The 15756-nt window shown below is 71.5% G+C and carries 16 protein-coding genes; 7 read left to right on the top strand and 9 right to left on the bottom strand.

The genetic code is table 11. The features are described 5' to 3' along the window. Positions 1-116: 116 nt before the first annotated feature. Positions 117-338, bottom strand: a complete 222-nt coding sequence (locus tag EXE51_RS04315) for a hypothetical protein (RefSeq protein ID WP_089308289.1) — start codon at positions 336-338, stop codon at positions 117-119. 116 nt (positions 339-454) lie between these two features. Between EXE51_RS04315 and EXE51_RS04310 the strand changes: the two genes are divergently transcribed. Continuing rightward, positions 455-1258: an SDR family oxidoreductase gene (locus EXE51_RS04310; protein ID WP_199234023.1), complete on the top strand. Its 804-nt coding sequence runs from the start codon at positions 455-457 to the stop codon at positions 1256-1258. Between the two features lie 36 nt (positions 1259-1294). On the opposite strand, the gene EXE51_RS04305 is transcribed toward EXE51_RS04310, so the two are convergent. Continuing rightward, a complete protein-coding gene (locus EXE51_RS04305) occupies positions 1295-1900 on the bottom strand; it encodes a PadR family transcriptional regulator (protein ID WP_137692075.1) in 606 nt (201 codons plus the stop codon). Positions 1901-2464: 564 nt separating this feature from the next. On the opposite strand from EXE51_RS04305, the gene EXE51_RS04300 reads away from it, so the two are divergent. From EXE51_RS04300 to EXE51_RS04285, 4 genes are all read left to right on the top strand, one after another. Then, positions 2465-4048, top strand: coding sequence for a heme-binding protein (locus EXE51_RS04300; RefSeq protein WP_094521007.1), 1584 nt, complete (start codon positions 2465-2467; stop codon positions 4046-4048). A 120-nt stretch (positions 4049-4168) separates the two neighbouring features. Further along, on the top strand, positions 4169-4633 hold the full coding sequence (locus EXE51_RS04295) for a universal stress protein (protein ID WP_049930471.1): 465 nt from the start codon (positions 4169-4171) through the stop codon (positions 4631-4633). 75 nt (positions 4634-4708) lie between these two features. After that, positions 4709-5965 carry a DHH family phosphoesterase gene (locus EXE51_RS04290; protein WP_137692074.1) on the top strand — a complete coding sequence of 419 codons (1257 nt, stop codon included), beginning with the start codon at positions 4709-4711 and terminating at the stop codon, positions 5963-5965. A 4-nt stretch (positions 5966-5969) separates the two neighbouring features. Continuing rightward, positions 5970-6992: a carbohydrate kinase family protein gene (locus EXE51_RS04285; protein WP_094583356.1), complete on the top strand. Its 1023-nt coding sequence runs from the start codon at positions 5970-5972 to the stop codon at positions 6990-6992. Positions 6993-7052: 60 nt separating this feature from the next. On the opposite strand, the gene EXE51_RS04280 is transcribed toward EXE51_RS04285, so the two are convergent. The 4 genes from EXE51_RS04280 to EXE51_RS04265 form a co-directional block, all read right to left on the bottom strand. After that, the gene (locus tag EXE51_RS04280) at positions 7053-7955 is read right to left on the bottom strand and encodes a DUF106 domain-containing protein (protein WP_049930467.1); all 903 of its coding nucleotides are present in this window, start codon (positions 7953-7955) and stop codon (positions 7053-7055) included. A 189-nt stretch (positions 7956-8144) separates the two neighbouring features. Next, positions 8145-8768, bottom strand: a complete 624-nt coding sequence (locus EXE51_RS04275) for an adenylate kinase (protein ID WP_049930465.1) — start codon at positions 8766-8768, stop codon at positions 8145-8147. A gap of 50 nt (positions 8769-8818) precedes the next feature. Next, on the bottom strand, positions 8819-9415 hold the full coding sequence (locus tag EXE51_RS04270; RefSeq protein WP_049930463.1) for a GNAT family N-acetyltransferase: 597 nt from the start codon (positions 9413-9415) through the stop codon (positions 8819-8821). After that, positions 9412-9780 carry a universal stress protein gene (locus EXE51_RS04265; protein ID WP_049930461.1) on the bottom strand — a complete coding sequence of 123 codons (369 nt, stop codon included), beginning with the start codon at positions 9778-9780 and terminating at the stop codon, positions 9412-9414. Before EXE51_RS04265 ends, EXE51_RS04270 begins: the two co-directional genes overlap by 4 nt. A 90-nt stretch (positions 9781-9870) precedes the next feature. Here EXE51_RS04265 and EXE51_RS04260 point away from each other — a divergent pair, with 90 nt between their 5' ends. Both EXE51_RS04260 and EXE51_RS04255 read left to right on the top strand, forming a co-directional pair. Further along, on the top strand, positions 9871-10581 hold the full coding sequence (locus EXE51_RS04260; RefSeq protein WP_049930460.1) for a DUF5806 family protein: 711 nt from the start codon (positions 9871-9873) through the stop codon (positions 10579-10581). Further along, complete coding sequence (locus EXE51_RS04255; RefSeq protein WP_137692073.1) at positions 10578-12293, top strand: GAF domain-containing protein; 1716 nt, start codon at positions 10578-10580, stop codon at positions 12291-12293. Before EXE51_RS04260 ends, EXE51_RS04255 begins: the two co-directional genes overlap by 4 nt. 30 nt (positions 12294-12323) lie before the next feature. Here EXE51_RS04255 and EXE51_RS04250 read toward each other — a convergent pair whose 3' ends face one another. The 3 genes from EXE51_RS04250 to EXE51_RS04240 form a co-directional block, all read right to left on the bottom strand. Continuing rightward, positions 12324-14045 carry an aldehyde ferredoxin oxidoreductase family protein gene (locus EXE51_RS04250; RefSeq protein ID WP_094521011.1) on the bottom strand — a complete coding sequence of 574 codons (1722 nt, stop codon included), beginning with the start codon at positions 14043-14045 and terminating at the stop codon, positions 12324-12326. A gap of 68 nt (positions 14046-14113) precedes the next feature. Beyond that, positions 14114-14644 (bottom strand): YfcE family phosphodiesterase, encoded by a 531-nt coding sequence (locus tag EXE51_RS04245; protein WP_049930454.1) that lies wholly within the window; start codon positions 14642-14644, stop codon positions 14114-14116. A 36-nt stretch (positions 14645-14680) separates the two neighbouring features. After that, on the bottom strand, positions 14681-15682 hold the full coding sequence (locus tag EXE51_RS04240) for an ornithine cyclodeaminase family protein (protein WP_049930452.1): 1002 nt from the start codon (positions 15680-15682) through the stop codon (positions 14681-14683). Between the last annotated feature and the right edge of the window lie 74 nt (positions 15683-15756).

Raw genomic sequence — 15756 nt, 5'->3', positions numbered from 1 at the left:
GGTTCAAATCCCCGTATACCGGAGATATTGCGAAAACACTCGTCACCGAACGACGCAAATATTGCTGGCGCGTGCCGCCGAGCGCTCCGGTTCCCGGTGGTCGCTCGCGGCGGCGCTCACGCCCCCTCGGCCGGCTCCTCGTCGAACAGCCCCAAGTCCTCGGCGACGAGGTCGGCGAGCCGGTCTTTGATCGCCGGATCGACCTCCGCGACGGCCTCGCCGCCGTGTTTCTGGTCGTTGTGTTTATCGAGCGCGTCCGCGAGGTCGTCGAGGGGCACGCGGGTCTCCGTCTCGCACTCGTCGCACACGATCGGGACGGACGGCTCGTTGGTGGACATTACGCCGACAATCGCCCGTGGCGGATATATGCCTTCGGGCGGCGGGTCGAGACGGGCCCCCGGAGCCGGCGCCGCGAACCGCCACCGTCTACTGGGGGCGCCGCGCACTGCCCGTCATGGACGTTCTCGTGACGGGGGCCGCGGGCGGGATCGGCGGCGGCGTCGCGCGCTCGCTCGCCGCCGCCGGCCACGACGTGCTTGGCGTCGACCGCGACGCGGACGGGCTCGCCGACCTGCCCGAGGCGGTCGAGACTGCCGTCGTCGACCTCCGCGACGAGGCCGCCGTCCGCGACCTGCTCGCCGACCGTCCCCTGGACACCGTCGTCTCCTGCGTCGGCGGCTACGAGATCGCGGCAGTCGAGGACGCCTCGGCCGAGGCGTTCCGGCGACAGCTAGAGACGAACCTGACCGCGGTCCACGTGACCGTCTCCGCGGCGCTCCCGACGCTCCGCGAGCGCGGCGGACGGGTCGTGGTCGTCGGGTCGATGGTCGGGTCGGTCGCGCTGCCGTACCACGGCGCGTACAGCGCCGCGAAGGCGGGGCTCGACGGCTACGTCGACGCGCTCCGCCGGGAGGTCGCGCCCCGCGGGGTCGACGTGGCGCTCGTCGAGCCCGGTCCCGTCCGGACCGGCTTCAACGAGCGGGCGGCCGCCGCGGTCGAGGCCGCCGACGGCGACGGGCCGTACGCCGCCGCATACCGCGCGTTCGAGGGGTACTCCCCAGCGGCCACGGACGTCGAGACCGTCGTCGAGCGCGTGGTGACGGCGACGACCGCCGACCGACCGCGAACGCGGTATCGGGTGAGCCGCCGAGCGCGGTGGCTACCGCGGCTCAGTCGCGTCCTCCCCGACCGGCTGTACGACCGGCTCGTCCGCGCCGGGCTCCCCGGCGGACTCCTGTGGCGGCTGCTTCACCGGTGAGTCGCGGGGCGTCGCCGCTCACCGCCGACTAGGGAATCAGTCGTCGGCCGCGCCGGACGCCCCCTCCGACTCCTCCGCATCGTCCGCGGTCTCGGCCTCGCCGGGGGCACCCCCGGACTCCGACGGCGCGTCCGCATCGTCCGCCCGCGCGTAGAACTCGTCTGGGGAGGCGTCGATCCGCTCGAACTCGCCGAAGTCGCGCTCGTGGTGGCGGATCATCTGTTCGACGATCCACGCGCTGTACCGCTCCGAGAACGCCCAGTCGGCGTCCGCGTCGTCGACCTCGAACCGGCTGTCTGTGGCGAGCGCGGCGTACAGGTGGTAGAAGCCGAGGACCACGTCGCCGAAGTCCCGCGCCTCGCCGCCGATCTCGCGGCGCTTCTCGGCGAGTTCCTCGCGGCCCGCGTCGGTGAGCGCGAAGTACTTGCGGTCGGGCTCGTCCGCGCGCTCGACGCGCTCGGCGACGCCCTCCTCCTCGAACTTGTAGAGGATCGGGTAGACGGAGCCGTAGGAGGGCTCCCAGTGGCCGCCGCTGATCTCGGTTATCTCGCCGAGCAGCTCGTACCCGTATCGCGGGCGTTCGTCGAGCAGCTCCAAGACGAGGTACGAGATCAGTCCTTTCGGCGGGCCGCTTTTCCGCATCGTCCCGACTTTTCGGGGTCGCGTCGAAAGGGTTTCGGTCACGGCGACGGCGAGCGGCGCGAGTCGCGACGACCGGAGCGGTTCGCGGGCGTCGGTGACCCGAGCGGACGGGGGCGGGTGTGATGCGCTAATAATATGAATCGCGGTGGCGCGTGCCTGCGAGCGGCCCTTGGCCGCGAGGAGCACGCGCGAGGGGGTCGGGCGCGACGAGGGCGACCGGCGGGAGCCCGAAGACGCGCCCGACGAGGCTGGGGAGGTGTGAGGTGCGGTCGCGGGCGGGACTCGAAGGGGCAGTCGGGAGGCGGCCGCAGGCGACGCGAGCACCGCAGGAACGAACGGAGTGAGTGACGAGGAGCGCGGCGAGCGTGCGACCGCCTCCCGACTGGGGCTTCGGGATGTTCGTGCCGATCGACCGGTTATAAGAACTCACGTACTGCCGAGCGGCTGGGGCTTCGAAACCACTGGTGCCGGCTTCGACTCGGGCACGACCGGGGACGAGCCGACGGATTACAGCGCGTCGGGACGACCCGCAAACCCCTAAGTCGCGCGGCCCGAACCCGACGTATGGTCGAGGCTCCACAGACCGCCGAAGGGTGGTTCTCGCTGCACGACTTCCGATCGATCGACTGGGACGCCTGGCGCGAGGCGCCCGAGTCTGAGCGGCAGCGAGCGATCGAGGAGGGCGAGGCCTTCCTGAAACACCGCGAGCTGGTCGCCGACGCCGAGGACGGCGAGTCGGCGCTGTTCTCGGTGCTGGGACACAAGGCGGACCTCCTCTTCCTCCACTTCCGGCCGTCGCTCGACGACCTCTCCGCGATCGAGCGCCGCTTCGAGGACACCGCGCTCGCGAAGTTCACCGAGCGCGAGACCTCCTACGTCTCCGTCACAGAGGTGTCTGGCTACGTCTCGGACGACTACTTCGAGGAGGGCGCCGACGCCGTCGACGAGGGGCTCAAGCGGTACATCGAGGGCAAGCTGAAGCCCGACATCCCCGACGAGGAGTACGTCAGCTTCTATCCGATGAGCAAGCGCCGCGGCGAGGAACACAACTGGTACGACCTCGACTTCGAGGAGCGCGCCGAGCTGATGGCGGGCCACGGCGAGGTCGGCAAGGAGTACGCGGGCAAGATCAAGCAGGTGATCGCCTCCTCGGTCGGCTTCGACGACCACGAGTGGGGCGTCACGCTGTTCGGCGCGGACCCGACCGACATCAAGGACATCGTCTACGAGATGCGGTTCGACCCGGCCTCCTCCCGCTACGGCGAGTTCGGCGACTTCTACGTCGGCCGGCGGTTCCCGCCGCGCGACCTCGACGCCTTCCTCGGCGGCGAGTCGGTCCCGACCGGGCGCGTCCCCGAGCAGGACAGCGCCGGCCACCCGCACGGCGAGGGCGGTCACGGCGAGGGCGGTCACGGCGACGACGCGCACGGCCACGGTCAGGGCCACGACCATTCGGGTGCGGGCGGCGGCTCCGCGCACGGCGACCATCCCCACGGCGAGGGGGAGGCCGGCGGCGAGGGCGACCATCCCCACGGCGAGGACGAGGGCGACGGCGGGGCCTCGGACGAGGATATCCGCGGCGAGCTCGCCGACCTCGACATCTACGCCGGGAAGCCGCACGGCGAGGACGTGTACGCCACCGTGCTGTACAGCGAGGCCGACGTGGACGAGCTGTTCGACGAGGTCGAGGGGCTCCGCGGCAACTTCGACCACTACGGCACCCACGTCAAGACCGCGGTGTACGAGGGGCGCCACACCGACCGCGCCGCCGTCGTCTCGATCTGGGACACCGCGTCGGCGGCGGAGACCGCGGCGGGGTTCCTCTCGGAGCTGCCCGACATCGTCGCCCGCGCCGGCGAGGAGTCCGGCTTCGGCACGATGGGGATGTTCTACACCGTCAAGCCCGACTACCAGACGGAGTTCGTCGACACCTTCGACGACGTGGGCGACCTGCTCGCCGAGATGGACGGCCACGTCGAGACCGACCTGATGGTGAACACCGAAGACGAGAACGACATGTTCATCGCCAGCCAGTGGAACGCGAAGGAGGACGCGATGGGCTTCTTCCGCTCCGACGAGTTCTCCGAGACCGTCCAGTGGGGCCGCGACGTGCTCGCCGATCGCCCGCGCCACGTCTTCCTGGCGTAGCGGCGCCCGACTGGCGAGGATTTTAGACATAGTCGGCGGCGAACCGTCGGCGTGTCCGCCGACCGCGTGCGCTTCCGCCGACCGCCGGGTTTTAGGTGTCGTTGCGGCGAACGGGTGGCCATGTTCGACACCATCGTGGTCGCGACCGACGGCTCCGACAGCGTTCAACGGGCCGTCTCGGTCGCGGTCGACGTGGCGGCGCGGTTCGACGCCGAGGTCCACGCGGTGTACGTCGTCGACGCCGGCGAGGTGGAGTCGTCGCCCGACACGGTCCGGGAGGACCTCCGCGACGCGCTCGACGATCAGGGGAGCGACGCGCTCGACCGCGTCGCGGACGCGGCCCACGACCGCGACGGCGACCTCGACGTGACCATCGAGGTCCGCGAGGGCCGTCCGGCCTCGGAGATCGACGCGTACGCCCGGTCTGCCGACGCGGACCTCGTCGCGATGGGCACCCGCGGCCGCCACGGCGAGAACCGCTTTCTCATCGGCTCCGTCGCCGAGCGCGTCGTCCGGACCTGCCCGGTCCCGGTGCTGACGGTCCGACAGCTGACCGACGAGGACCCTCGGCGGACGACGATCTGAGCGTCGCGAAGGCGACGCGACCGCCGCTCGCCGCGAGAGCGGCGGAGTTTTCCGGCTGCCGCCCGCCTCGACGGTATGGACGACGACCTCATCGAGACGGGGGATGCCCCCCGGTCGCGGTACACGAAGCTGCCGGGGAAGGGCTTCTTTTACCCGGACTCGCTGGACGACGAACGCGCGGAGCGGCGGGCGAGGGAGGCGATCGAGGGCAGCGAGGCGGTCGTGATCGCCGACGGCGACGCCGACGGTCTCGCCTGCGCCGCGATGATCCGCGAGGCGTACGACGCCGCCCTCGACGTCGGACCCTTCGAGGACGCCGTCGCGGCCCGGCTCGAAGGCGAGAGCGGGAGCGACGAGCCGGACGAGCCCGCGGCGGACGACGAGGGGGAGGGCGACGACGACCCCCTCGGCGACGCCCACGCCGAGTCCCCGGTCGGGCTGGTCTCGGCGGGGCCGTACTCGATCGACACCGCGCTCGAACGCGTCGAAAAGTACGCCGACGACGGGATCGACCTGTTCGTCTGTGACCTCTGCCCCGACGACTACGAGTGGATCGCGGAGCCGTTAACGGAGCTGGCTGACTCGACCGACACGATCCGGTGGTTCGACCACCACCAGTGGGACGACGAGACCGCCGACGCGGTCCGCGAGGCCGGCGTCGACCTCGTCGTCGGCGAGTCGGACGAGGAGTGTACCGCCGACGTGACGCTCCGGTCGCTCGACTACGCCTTCGACGACCGCTGGGCCGAGCTCGCCGAGGTCACGCGCGACCACGACCTCTGGCTCAAGGAGGACCCTCGCTCCGACGACCTCGCCGACTACTCCTACTGGGCCGGCGCCGAGGAGTACGCGGCCGTCGTCGGCGCGTACGGCGTCGACCTCCCGGAAGCGGTGCGGTCGTTCGTCGCGGAGCGCCGGGTCGAGAAGGAGGCGCGCATCGACCTCGCGGTCGACCGCGCGGTCACGCATGAGGTCGGCGACTGGCGCGTCGCGGTCACCTACGGCCGCTGCTCGCAGAACGAGGTCGCGGAGCGCCTCCGCAAGGCGGGGGCCGACGCCGCCGTGATCGTCAAGCCCGCCGGCTCCGCCTCGATCCGGGGGTCGGACGACTTCCGGCACGCCCACGAGGTCGCCGGCCGAGTGAACGGCGGCGGGCACCCGCAGGCGGCGGGCTGTAAGCCCGACATCTACGACGACATGCTGGACTACGCCCACCACTGGAGCACCGAGGGACAGGCGTGTAAGCGCGTCATCCTCGCGGCGTTCGAGGCCGTCGCCGAGGAAGTCGAGGCCGAGGCGAGCGGCGCCGACGAGGCCGCGGCGGCCGAGTAGGACAATGGCCGGCATCTTCGTCGCCGGAGAGACGCTCGTCGACTTCGTGCCCGACTCCGGGGAGACGCTGCGGGAGGTCGACAGCTACGCCCACCGGCCCGGCGGCGCGCCCGCCAACGTCGCGGTCGGGCTCGCGCGGCTCGGCTCGCCGCCGGCGTTCTGGACGCGCCTCGGCGACGACGCGTTCGGCGACTTCCTCGCCGAGACGCTCGCCGCGGCGGAGATTCCGGAGACGCACGTCGAGCGCGTCGAGGGGAAGACGACGGTCGCCGTGGTGTCGCCGCCCGGCGAAGGCGGGCCGCGGTTCTCCTTCTACGGCGACCGCGACGCGACGTTCGGGTTCGACCCGGACGCAGTCCCGACCGAGGCGCTGACGGGCGACGACGGCGCGGCGTCGCCGGGGGGCGCGAGCGCACCGCCGTGGGTCCACCTCGGCGGCGTGGCGCTGACGCACTTACGGGGGCGGGCGGCCACCCGCGAGCTCCGCTCGGCGGCAACCGCCGCCGGGTGTCCCGTCTCGTTCGACGTGAACTACCGCTCCGATCTGGTGCCGCCGGAGACGGCGGAGGCGGCGTCGACCGCGGTCCGCGAGACGGTCGCCGAGAGCGGCGTCGTGCTGTGTAGCGACGAGGACGCCGCCGCGGCCGGGCTGTCGACGAGCGAGGGCGGGGAACTGGCCCGCGACCTGCTCGCGCTCGGCCCCCACACCGTCGTCGTCACGCTCGGCCGCGACGGCGCGCTCGCGGTCAGTACCGACGACGCGCCATGGGGGGCCACGACGGTCCGGCACGACGGGTTCCCGGCGGAGGCGGTCGACGCGACCGGCGCCGGCGACGCGTTCACCGCGGGCCTGCTCTCGCGGCTCGCGGGGAGTGCCGAGTCTGAGTCCGGAGCCGACGCGGAGGCGCTCCGCGAGGCGGTCGCGTTCGGCAACGCGACCGCCGCGCTCTCGGTCCGGTCGGTCGGCGGGATGGGGTCGATCCCGTCGCGCGAGGAGGTGGAAGCGCTCCTCGCGGAACGGGAGTGAGAGGGAGAACGGCGGCGTCGAAGGGAAACGGAGGGGGAGCGCCGGAGAGCGCGGCGCTGCCTACGAGGCGGACGGCGACATCTCGATGTTGAGGCTCTTCTGGACGAGCTGGGTGAACGCCATCGAGCAGAGGAAGTACCAGAGGATCCACATTTGGATCGGGCCGACGATCCCCGTGTCCCAGGTGACGGTGCCCGCGAGCGGGACGACGAGCTCCTGGGCGGCGACGGCCGGGTACGCGGCCTCAGACCCGCGGTAGCCGATCACCCAGAACATCCAGAGGAACGCCGGAATGGTGAGGAACATGATCCACACCATCGGGCGGAACTGCTCTTTGAACATGCCGAGCTGGTCGCCCATCGCCTCCATCTGCTCTTCTTGGATCTCGTCGAGCGCCTCGTCGTCGTCGCGCTTCTCGGCCTCCTTCCGGCGCTCCTGGATGTCCTTCATCCGCTCCTGATACGCGCCCATCTTCTCCATGTCCATGAGCCCGGCGCGCAGCAGCGTCGAGTACATCCCCGTGCCGAGCGCGATGACCATGATGACGACGTAGAAGGGGACGACGTTCAGAAGGGGGCCGAGGACGACGTCGATGCCGCCGGCGATCGCGTTCCGGACCGGCGAGACCGCGTAGCCGACGAACGCGCCGAGCGTCGCCAGCCCGGCCAGCTTATCCCACTTCGACCAGGAGGTCGTCTCCGGCGTCTCAACGTCGCCGCCGCCCGAGTCGTCCTCCATCCCGGCCTCGATGTCGTCGCGGTCGGCAAGCGCGAAGCCCTCCTCGCCGTCGACGAGGATCTCCTTCTCGATGAGCCGGCCCCACTGTCCGCTGGTGATCTGGTCGCGGACGTCGACCCAACGCACCTCGCCGCCGCTAGCGTTGTCGAGGACGGTTTCGATGGCGTCCCGCATCTCGCCGTCCTCGCGGACCAGCGAGCGGACTCGCCGTTCGACTTTGCTCATTAGCGGCCGGTTAGCGGTCGACGGTTAAGAACCTTGTAGGATCGTCGCTCGGTCGGCCCCCGGCGCCGGTCGGACTGACACCCGGCCACGCGGCGGATTGGCTCCCGGCCACGCGGCGGATTAGCTCCCGGCCACGCGGCGGATTGGCTCCCGGCCACGCGGCGGATTAGCTCCCGGCCACGCGGCGGATTAGCTCTCGACGACATCGCGGATCCGAGCGAAGACCTCGTCCGGGGTCGCCTCGCCGTCGACCTCGACGAGGACGCCCTCGTCGCGGAAGTGGTCGATCACGGGCTCGGTGTTGTCGTAGAACACGTCGAGCCGCTCGCGGGCGGTCTCCTCGGTGTCGTCCTCGCGCTGGATCAGCTCGCCGCCGCACTCGTCGCAGACGCCCGGCTCCTCGGGCGGCTGGAAGTCGACGTGGTAGTTCGCGCCGCAGTCGTCGCAGACGCGGCGCCCGGTGAGCCGGTCGACGAGCACTTCCTCGTCGACGTCGAGGAGGATGACGGCGTCGAGGTCGGTGATCTCCGAGAGGTACTCCGCCTGATCGAGGTTGCGCGGGTAGCCGTCGAGGACGAACCCGTCGGCGTCGCCGATCGCGGCCTCGACGATCTCGTTGACGACCGGGTCCGGCACCAGCTCGCCCGCCTCCATGAACGAGCGCGGCGTGCCGTACTCCGTCTCCATGTCCTTGTTCGCGCGGAGCGCGTCACCGGTCGTGACGTGCTCGACGCCGTACGCGTCGGCCAGCTTCGCGCTCTGCGTCCCTTTCCCGGCACCCGGCGCCCCCAGCAGCAGAATTCGGTGACTCATATCGGAGCGGTCGCGGGCCGCCCCTAAAGGCTTGAAGATTCCGGCCAACCCTACTCGTCGGCGTCGGACTCGTCGGGGGTCGCGGACGCGTCTCCCTCCGCGGCCGTCTCCCCGTCGGCGCGCAGCCGCAGCCCCATCTCCAGCTCGAAGCTCTCGGCGTCGGAGGTCTCGAAGCCGATCTTCTTGTACAAGGAGACGGCGGCGCGGTTCCACCGCTCCACCGTGAGCCACACCTTCTCGACGCCGTTCGCCTGCCCGTGGCCGAGCAGTCCGCGGATGAGGTGGGTGCCGATCCCGGCACGCTGGTACTCCTGATGGACGAAGATCGCCAGCTCGTAGGCGTCGCCGTCGGGGACGAGCGTCGCGTGGCCGGCGGCCGCGTCGTCGCACCAGGCGATCACGTTGTAGCAGTCGTCGGCGAGGATGGCGTCGAGCCACTCGCGGATGCGCTCCTCGCCGCCGGGCGGGATCCCCTGCGCGCGGTCCGCCGGGTCGAAGGCGTCGTACATCTCGACCAACGACTCCCTGGCCGCCGGGTCGCCCTCGTACGGCCGGACCTCGATCCGGCGGTCCTCGCGGTCGGTGAACGCGGTCGGCGGCGGCGGGAACTCGTCCGCCACCGCGTCCGGGTAGCCTCGGTCGCTCATCTGACCAGCGTGACCGATGTCTTGGCGTTCAACAGGACGAACTCCGCGATCGACCCGATCGTGATCTTCCCCATCGGACTCGTGTGTCCGCCGCCCAAGACGATCTCCTCGAACCCCTCCGTCTCGGCGATGTCCACCAGCCGACTCCCGGGGTCGCCCTCGACGCGTCGCACCTCCGCGTCGATCGCCGCCTCCTCGACCGCCGCCTCGGCGCGCTCGACGACCTCGTCGGGGGACACTGAGGAGTCCTCGTTGTCCACCACCGCGATCGTCAGGTCGTCGCTCGCGACCGCCGCGCGCTCGACCGTCCGGTCGAGCGCGCGGAACGAGTCGTCGCTGCCGCCGATCCCGCAGAGCACCTTCATGCCCAACCCCTCCACGCGACGGTACAAAAGTGGATCTCCGAGCGGACCGCCACCGACAAGGCTTTTGTTCGCCCGCGGAGTGTCGCACGTATGAGCGATCCCTCCGGCTCGACGGCCGACTCGGCCGACGGGACCGGCGACGCCGCCACGGACCGGTCACCCTCCGACGACGACGGCGACCCCGATCCGCACGCCGGCGACGAACCGGACGCGGAGACGACCGCCGGGGCGTCGGGGGCGTCCGGAGACGAGGCGGACGCGACCGACGACGTGCCGCGGGATGTCCGCAAGTACGAGCGGTTCAAGAAGATGGACGGCGCGCGCTACGAGCGCGTCAACGAGTTCCTCCGCGACCGGACGTACATCACCGCCCGCGAGTGGGCGATCGCCCGGCTCTGCGCCGACTTCCGGACGGAGACCGGCGTCGAGATGACGAAGATCGGCGAGAACCTCCCGGAGCTCATCCCCTTCATGACCGACACGTACACGCCGCAGGCGGTGAACCAGGCGCGCTACTCTTTCGAGGAGAAGGTGACGAAGGCGGGGGCGACGTTTCTCTACGGCGCGATGTCCGGGTTCTTCACCGCCGAGGACTTAGACGAGATGATGTACGAGGTGACCGAGGTCGCGAAGTTCCTCCTGGAGGTCGAGGGCGTCGACCTCGCCGTCGCCGACGAGTTGGAGGCCGAAGACAGGATCAGCGAGGTGATGCGCGAGGTGCGAGCCTCCTCGGCCGACCTCCGGGGCGAGGAGGTGCGCTGCCCCGAGTGCGGCCACGTCCACGAGCCGGCAGAAGAGTGACCATGGACCACTTTCCGGAAGCGATCAACGCGACGCCCGACCCGACCCTCATCGTCGACGGCGATGGGGTCGTCCACGCCGGGACGCCGAGCGTTGAGACAGTGTTCGGGATCGATCCGGACGACCTCTCCGGCCGAGCGATCGGCGACGTCTTCGAGGATCCGACCGAACTGGACTGGGGACGCGTCGCGTCGCCGCCCTCCGTCGTCGACCGAGACGACGGCGAAGCGGGCGCAGCCGGAGACGCGGAGGGGGTTGCGCCGGGGGGTGCCGAGGGGAGCGCACCCGGAGACGGCGAGGAGAGTGCCCCCCTTGGCGGCGAGGAGGCGAGAGCCGAACGAGACGGGTCTCGACACGACGTGACGGCGCTGATCGAGACGACGCGCGCCGGCGAGGCGCGGTCGATGGCGGACGGGTTCGAACTGGCCGTGCGCCGCGGGGACGGCGTCCTCGTCCCGGTTCGGGTCAGCGTCGGCCCGTTCGAGATCGGTGGCGACCCGTACGCGGTCGTCACGGCGATCGACGTCACGAACGAGCGAACGCGGCGGCTGGCGCTCCAGCGCCGCACGAAGACGCTCGAATCCCTCCACGAGGCGACCAGAGAGCTGCTGAAGACGACCGACAGGGAGACGGCCGCCGAGGCGGCGGTGTCGTACGTCGACGACGTGCTGGGCCACCCGATCGCCGCGATATGGCTGTACGACGAGCGGGAAAACGCGCTCGAACCGATCGTCTGGACGGACACCGCGGACGACGTCGTCGGCGAGCATCCGACGTTCGCGGCCGACGAGCCGAGCATCACCTGGGAGGTCTTCGAGAGCGGCGAGCCGACGTACGTCGCGGACGTCCACGACGACCCCGACCGCCACAGCGACGACGCCACGATCCGGAGCGAGCTCGTCGTCCCGCTCGGGCGGTACGGCGTGTTGAACGTCGGCGCGACGGCCCCGGAGGCCTTCGACGACTCCGACCTCGCGGTGGCGCGCATCTGGGCGGCGACGGTGACGATGGTGCTGGTCCGCATCGAGCGGGAGCGGCAGCTCCGGCGGCGCGAGGCGGAGATCGCGCGCGAGCGCGACCGGTTAGAGGAGTTCGCCAGCCTCGTGTCGCACGACCTCCGAAGTCCGCTCAACGTCGCCACTGGAAACCTCGAGATCGTCACGGAGCGGCTCGCGGAGGAGTCGGTCGACGTGGAGGAGCTGGGCGCGGTCGAGCGCTCGCTCGACCGGATGGACGTGCTCATCGAGGACCTGCTCGCGCTGGCGCGGCAGGGCGCCAGCATCGACGAGACCGAGCCCGTCGCGCTGCCCGACCTCGTCGCGGAGTGCTGGGAGACCGTCGACACCGAGTCGGCGACGATCGCGGTCGAGACGGACGCCGTCGTCGCCGCGGACCGCAGCCGCCTGCGACAGGCCCTCGAGAACCTCATCGCCAACGCGGTCGCCCACGCCGGACCCGACGTGGCGGTCACGGTCGGGGCGCTCGACGACGGCTTCTACCTCGAAGACGACGGCCCCGGCGTCGACCCCGGAGACCGCGGAGAGGTGTTCGAGGCGGGCGTGACGACGGACCACGACGGGACCGGGTTCGGACTGAAGATCGTCGCCGAGGTCGCGGAGGCGCACGGCTGGGCGGTCGAGCTCGCCGAGAGCGAGGCCGGCGGGGCCCGGTTCGAGTTCCGCGGCGTCGACCTCGACCCGGGCGACGGGTAGGCGGGCGGAGGCGCGGGCCGAGCGCGCCCGTCAGTCGTCGGCGGGCGCCGCGCCGGCCGGGTCGAGCCCGTCGCCGTGACCCGGGACGGTGCCGTCGTCGTTCCAGCCGCGGAGCGCGTAGTACTCGGAGAGCGCCGCGTCGAACCCGTCGATGGCGTCGGCGTACGGGAGCGTGTCGTCGCTCCGGTCGAAGCCGCGGGCGTTGTTGAACGCGCGCTCTAACTCGACGACCCGGGCGCCGAGCGACTGGAGGTCGTCGTAGTCGGCGTCGAGCAGCGCCGCGAGCCGGTCGTCGGTCACGGTTCCCCGCGAGAACTTGCAGACCACCGCCGAGTCGAGGACCGCGTTGCGGTTCTCCTTCGCGACGAGCTTCGGCGGCTTCCCGTCGAGGCCCTGCGGGTCGAACGCCTCGTCGGGGTCGACGAGCGGGTACTCGTAGGGGTAAAACTCCCCGTACATGTGGTCCGCGCCGCGGTTCGCGGTCGCGAACGCGAGTCCCTGCCCGTTGAGCGCGCGGCCGTCGTGGCCGGAGAAGGCCATCCCCTTGACCGTCCAGTCGTCCGCGCCGAACTCCTCGTGTGCGCGGTGGACGCCCTCCGCGAGCTTGTCGCCGACGCCCTCGCGATAGGCGATCTGCTCGACGAGCGAGCGGACGAGGTCCGCGTTGCCGAACTCGTCTTCGCTCTCTAAGAACATGGAGACGACGTCGCCACAGGAGATGGTGTCCATCCCGAGCTCGTCGCACAGCTCGTTGGCGCGCATCACGTCGACCACGTCGTCGACGCCCGCGTTCGAGCCGAACGCCATCACCGTCTCGAACTCCGGCCCCTCCGTCTCGACGCCGGTCGCCTCGTCGCGGGTGGGGAGCTTACAGGCGAACGCGCACTGCGAACAGGTCCCCTTCTCGTACTTCTTCTCCTCGACGCGGTCGCCGGAGATGCCCTCGACGCCCTCGAAGGAGGTCTCCGCGAAGTAGTACGACGGGAGGGCGTCGACCTCGTTCGCCAGCTCCGTCACGCTCGTCGTTCCCTGCCGTTTCATGATCGAGTCGGAGGTGGCCGCCTCGCGGTGGACCTCGGCCGCCTCGTCGGGCCAGTCGACCTCGATTTCGGCGTCCGCGTCGCCGGCGAACGTGAGCGCCTTCACGCCCTTCGCACCGAGGACGGCGCCCAGCCCGCCGCGGCCGAACGCCCGGGTGTCGGAGGTCATGACCGACGCGAAGCGGACCTCGTTCTCGCCCGCGGGCCCGACGCAGGCGACGTGTTCGGGACCGAGGTCGTGCGTCTCGGCGAACCGATCGGAGACCGCCGACACCTCGGCCTGCTCCAGGTCGTCGACCGCCTCGAAGGTCACGTCCGGCTCGCCGTCCGGCCCGACCTCGCGGACGTGGACCGCGAGCAGGTCGTCGCTCACGCCCGTGATCTCGACGGCCGCGTACCCCGCGCCGGTGAAGTTCCGCGAGAGGAATCCCCCAGCGTTCGACGAGCAGAGGCCGTTCGTGAGCGGCGAGACGGCCGTGGCGGCCATCCGGCCGGTGTAGGAGGTCGTCGAGTACTGCATCGGACCCGTCGAGAGGAAGAGGCGGTTCTCCGGGCCGAGCGGGTCGGCGTCGAACGGGATCCGGTCGTACGCGAGCGACGTGTTGAGCCCGCGGCCGCCGACGAACGACGCCAGCCGGTCGTCGATCCGGGTCGTCGACGCGGTCCGCTCCGTCAGGTCGATCGTGAGGAGCGGGCCCTGTGCGTGTCTCATGGACGTACGGAGCGAGCGAGCGGCGATAAAACTCGGGGTGCGAGCGGCGCGTCCGTTACCACGGGGCGTCAGCGGTCGAGGACGTGGTGGGTCACGGCGTCGACGCCGGAGGCCGCCGTGTCGAGCGTCGCCACGCGGAACGCGTCGTCCGCGCCGTCGACCGGGATCGGGAGCCCGCCGGGGTTCACCCGGACGGTCCCGCCGCGCGCCTCGGCGCCGTGCGCGTGGGTGTGCCCGTGGAGCACGTAGTCGTAGTCGCCGCAGTCGACGAGCGCGTCGACGACGAGGTCGCTCGTGCCGTGGGTGACCGCGACGTCGACGGCGTCACCCGCTCCGTCTCCGCCGCCGAACGAGAGCGCGGCAGCCTCGCCGTGGTAGGTGCCGAACTCCTCGACGGTCGACTCGACCGCCCACTCGCCGTCGTTGTTCCCGCGGACCGCGTGGAACGCGAAGTCGGCGTCGAACGGGGTCACTGAGAAGGGCGCGACGAAGTCGCCGCAGTGGACGACCGCGTCGACCCCCTCGCGCTCGAACAGCGAGACGGCCGCCTCGACCGCGGCCGAGTCGTCGTGCGTGTCTGAGACGATGCCGATCAGCATACCGGCTGGTCGGCGGCGCGCCACTTCAACCCCCGCCTACTCGCCAGTCAGCGCCTCGCTCGCGGGCGCGAAGTCGATGGTCTGCCCCCGACCCTTCTCGCTCGCGCGCTCGTACAGCATGTGCGCGGCCGCGACCGTCTCGACGCCGGTGCCGCCGGAGTCGAAGACTGTCACCGCGTCGTCGCTCGCCCGGCCGGGGTGGTCGCCCGCGACGACCGCGCCGAGGTCGGCGGCGATCCCCTCGCCCGCCTCGATCAGGCCGGCCTCGACCGCGGCGAGGTACGAGCCGGCGTCCTGCGTCGCGCGCGCCCTCAGGTCGGGGACGTACGTCGCCCGAGCGACGAGCTCGGGCGGGAGCTCGTTCTTCTCCGGGTGGTACTGGCCCATCGCCGTGACGTGAGTCCCCGGCTCCACGTCGGCGTCGGCGATCACGGGGTCGCTGGCGGTCGTCGCGGTGATGACCACGTCGGCCCCCGCCAGCGCGGCGCTCGCGCTCTCGACCGCGGTCACGTCGGCGGCGAGCCGGTCGCCGAAGTCGGCGGCGAACGCCTGGCGGTTCTCGCGGGTCGGCGAGAAGACGCGGACCGCCTCGAACTCGCGGACCGTGGCGGTCGTCGCGACCTGTCCGCGCGCCTGCGCGCCGCTGCCGATCACGGCGAGCTCGGTCGCGTCGTCGCGGGCGAGCGCGTCGACCGCGACCGCGCCCGCGGCGCCGGTCTTGAACGGGTTCATCGACGCGCCGTCGAGCAGCGCGAGCGGTTCGCCCGACTCGGCGTCGAACAGCGGCGTCATGAACCACGCGTCGCCCGCGCCGAACCCCGCCGAGTAGGTGTACCCGCCCATCGCGCCCGTCTCCGGGAGGAGGGCGGCGTAGGTGGTGAGCATGCCCGGCGGCTCGCGGTTGAGGAGCTTCGTCCGCGGCTCGGCGGGCGCTCCCTCGCCCACCTGTCGGTACGCGTCGCGCACGGCGGCGACGTAGTCGGCCGGGTCCGCGAGGTCGTCGACCTCGGAGCTAGTGAGGAACAGGGTCTCCGTCATAGTCGGCCACTCGTGGCGCGGGGACTAAACGGTACAGGACGCGGCGGCCGGAAACGCGACGCCGCGGCGACCGG

It is taken from the genome of Halorubrum sp. CGM5_25_10-8B, assembly GCF_005435095.1.
GTDB classification, from domain to species: domain Archaea; phylum Halobacteriota; class Halobacteria; order Halobacteriales; family Haloferacaceae; genus Halorubrum; species Halorubrum ezzemoulense.
Note: the sequence above shows the minus strand (reverse complement) of the source record. Positions and strands in the feature narration are given on the sequence as shown.